Below are 3301 nucleotides of genomic sequence, written 5' to 3' on the forward strand. Positions count from 1 at the left end.
GTTCACGACAGCTGATGCCAGAATTAAACTGGCAAAGCTATATCCAACAACACTTTAAAAACTAGATGGATGTACTACTACTGCGGTATTATAATCCTGCATCAGAATAGCATTCTCCGCCTTTTCATACTTCTCCAAATACTCCTCCTGCTGTCGTTGCAGTTCTTCCTGCTTACGTTTCTCTGCCTCAGCTTCCATATAAACTGAGACACCTATAACTGTAAATAGCGCAGCGAGAATAAGAAATGGGGTAATAGGTATTCTCTTCATTTTGAAGTCTCCCTCAGTTTTAATAGAATTATTACACCGTAAATGGATATTACAATTACAGCCTCATATTGCTTTAAACGTTATCATAATTCATCTAGCAGCTTTATAATATGAGTATTCATTTTATCATATGAATTCCAATTTTCCTCTCTGATATTAATCTTCACTCGCGAACAAATGTATTTTATAAGCCACATAATTTCTGATACACTTTTTCCGGTCTGTTCTTTGACCCATTTCTCTGTCACAGATACAATATTATGAGCGGCAATATTTCGTGTGTTTTGTTCCACTGTAACCAACTCTCTTGCTCGTTGTTTCAATAAGTCATCAGAACACTTCGCTTCTATTAAATTAACTAATTGAATAGAATATACTGGTCCAAAATTAAACCGAGAAAAATCACCTTGCAAAAGCGGCAATATTTCACTACTTTCCAGTTTTCTCTGATTCCACTGCTTAGCAGAATTCTTTCCCTTATAATAATCCGAAATGTTCACTTCACAATATTGCTCAATTACAGATTCCATTAGATCAACACCCAAAGGCGTAAACGCTCGAATAAAATCCGCATATTCTCCTCTTTTTAGCTTCAAATCCAAAATTAAAGTATATTCAAAGAGGGAGCGTTTAACATCATCTGTTTTCACTGGCGTAACAATACCATTTCCCTTTGGAAGCGCTTTGTTCATTTTATTCCAATCTAATACCGATCTTGCCGCCGCTGCTTCTAGCCAGTTATAAATTTCTGGACTAATATCATCCTTTATATCTTTTCCCACTTCTAAAGCAGCACGATAATCATAAGAAAGCAAATGCTTTTTTATAATATCAATCTTTAACAAGCGCATTAAGTTCATACACTTTATTTCATGGCATCGATTTTCCGCCTCGCTTCTATTATCTTCGTTCAGTTCCCAGTTTGTTTCAACATCATAATCGTCTCTGTCTTCGTATTCCAGATTTCCTTTTTTCTTTGGTGTGGAAACCTGTATTGGAATAAATCTATATTCAGCTAATGTTGCCATAACCAGGAGAGCACTTTTCATTGCCGGTGTTCCCGATGCCATATTTACCAACAATATATCTTCGTTGTTCTTCTGTTTTTCAATTTCTCCTATAATTTTTCGAAATTCAGTAAAGAATACATCATATTGCTGAACGTCAATCATATCACTGTTTTCAATCACATGGACTTCAATGTTATGGTTGATTTTTTCACTCAATAACTCCACTGATCTTACATATCGATTATCTTTTTTATGATTCTCAATCATTTCTTTAGACAAATACAAATAAACAACATCTGGCTGGTAATGTCTACATATGTGCAGTAATGAACCATCATGAAAATACTTAATTGGATCCGTATTTCCTACTGGTGAAAATAAATACTTCTTTCCCATTTTCATTTTCCTCTATACTAAAATTATCTCTTCCTCAGAAACAGGCTCTATTCCCCAGGACTTGACTTTTCCCTTTCCTGTAATTTTGTAAACCCGCACACTATCCTCTCCATTTCGGTCAATGTATGCTGGAATCTGATCAATCAGCTTGTAATAATTTTTTTCTGAAAGCATTGCCTCAAATGCTGATTTTTGAACCCGTTTTCCATATCCTTCTAATAATTTGGCAAACTTGGTTCGACGCTTATTGTCAACAATATCATAAATTATCAAGATAAATTGACGGTCACTTTCCAGTTCATCTGTTATCTGAAAATAATATTCCTCATCATCGAATAACAATTGGTTCATACAAAGAAGCATCTCCCTTCTCAATTGCTTTGGTTAACTGCTCCATTTGCAATAAAATTCCACGACGAAAGCTTACAGGATAATCTACATATTTTAAATATCGAATTTCTGTCTGAAATTTACGTTCCAGTTTATTCAAATATAATTTTAATCCAGTCTTTGTTAAATAGCAACCTGGTTGCTCCAAGTTGAAAACAAAATCTTCTTTTGAAATTTCATGCCCATTTATCATGCTCATAACCGTTGCGTCCACAATAACAGCGCGCCACTCTTCCATCATATCACTTGCCAATGTGGGATGCTTTTCAGCATCTCTATGTATAAATCCGAAGTATGGATTTAACCCCTTCATTTCTATTTTACAGTATAATTCATTCATCAAAATAGAGTACCCTAAACTGATCATTGAATTAAATTCATCTTTTGGTGGGCGTCTACTTCTTCCGTTAAACTGAAATTCTCTCTCAATGCACTTTGAAAGACCTCTAAAATAGAACTTCGCAGCTTGCCCTTCATAGCCGATAATTTCTTCAATACGTCTGGAATTTTCTATTTTTCCTCTGCATATACTTAACATTTTTTGTTCTTCCTCAAGACGTATATTTCGACTTTTTTCATATCTTCTCAATACAACACTCTGATTTTTAATCTTTGCGCTTAAAATTCTTTTTCCAAGTTCTACCGCGAATTCTGTGTCATATAGTGCACTTTGCATTCTTTGTCTTCCAGCGTTTATATGGCTTGTAGACATTACACGACCAAAGTATACCCCACCTTTTGAAAAATAGACGACCGGAATTCCTCTTTTCAGACATTCTTCGGTACATTTTGCCGTCATCTGTGATTGCCCCATAATAGTGATACCCTCTAGAGATTCAATAGGAATCAATTTTTTCAAACCATCTTTATAATTTACTACACATTTATTTGCTTCATAACCAATCTGAGCTCCATTTTCATTAACATAAAGTAATCCCATTGTGTTCCCCCTTTGTTTTTCTCGTCCCCTATTGGGGGCTTATATTTCTCAATAACACGCCAAAAGACAATCAGAGAATTGTAGACGAATGGTTTTCGTCCCCTACCGGGGACTTATATTTCTCAATAGTAAAAAAGATTTCGTTGGAGAATTACAAGAAGTGTTTCCGTCCCCTACCGGGGACTTATATTTCTCAATGGCATTCGGCATTCTGTACTTTGCTACGAAAATAAAAATCGCAGCCAAGACTTGAACCTTGACAACAAATGTTTTCAACAATTATGAAAGCATCACT

4 protein-coding genes are annotated in these 3301 nt (G+C 35.2%); all 4 read right to left on the reverse strand.

The features are described 5' to 3' along the window. Positions 1-54: 54 nt before the first annotated feature. Positions 55-270: a hypothetical protein gene (locus I2D69_RS19485; protein ID WP_195380411.1), complete on the reverse strand. Its 216-nt coding sequence runs from the start codon at positions 268-270 to the stop codon at positions 55-57. Between the two features lie 83 nt (positions 271-353). Beyond that, positions 354-1676 (reverse strand): CRISPR-associated protein Csm6, encoded by a 1323-nt coding sequence (locus tag I2D69_RS19490; RefSeq protein ID WP_173718035.1) that lies wholly within the window; start codon positions 1674-1676, stop codon positions 354-356. Between the two features lie 12 nt (positions 1677-1688). Beyond that, positions 1689-2027, reverse strand: a complete 339-nt coding sequence (gene cas2, locus I2D69_RS19495) for a CRISPR-associated endonuclease Cas2 (RefSeq protein WP_173718034.1) — start codon at positions 2025-2027, stop codon at positions 1689-1691. After that, positions 2005-3006: a CRISPR-associated endonuclease Cas1 gene (gene cas1 / locus I2D69_RS19500; protein WP_173718033.1), complete on the reverse strand. Its 1002-nt coding sequence runs from the start codon at positions 3004-3006 to the stop codon at positions 2005-2007. Before cas1 ends, cas2 begins: the two co-directional genes overlap by 23 nt. Positions 3007-3301 lie beyond the last annotated feature (295 nt).

This window comes from Ruminococcus sp. D54t1_190329_F1 (assembly GCF_015551645.1).
GTDB classification, from domain to species: domain Bacteria; phylum Bacillota; class Clostridia; order Lachnospirales; family Lachnospiraceae; genus Blautia_A; species Blautia_A faecis.

Excerpts from the sequence above, each read along its gene's own strand:
- I2D69_RS19485 (WP_195380411.1), bottom strand. The coding sequence starts at position 270 with ATGAAGAGAATACCTATTACCCCATTTCTTATTCTCGCTGCGCTATTT.
- I2D69_RS19490 (WP_173718035.1), bottom strand. The coding sequence starts at position 1,676 with ATGGGAAAGAAGTATTTATTTTCACCAGTAGGAAATACGGATCCAATT.
- cas2 (WP_173718034.1), bottom strand. The coding sequence starts at position 2,027 with ATGAACCAATTGTTATTCGATGATGAGGAATATTATTTTCAGATAACA.
- cas1 (WP_173718033.1), bottom strand. The coding sequence starts at position 3,006 with ATGGGATTACTTTATGTTAATGAAAATGGAGCTCAGATTGGTTATGAA.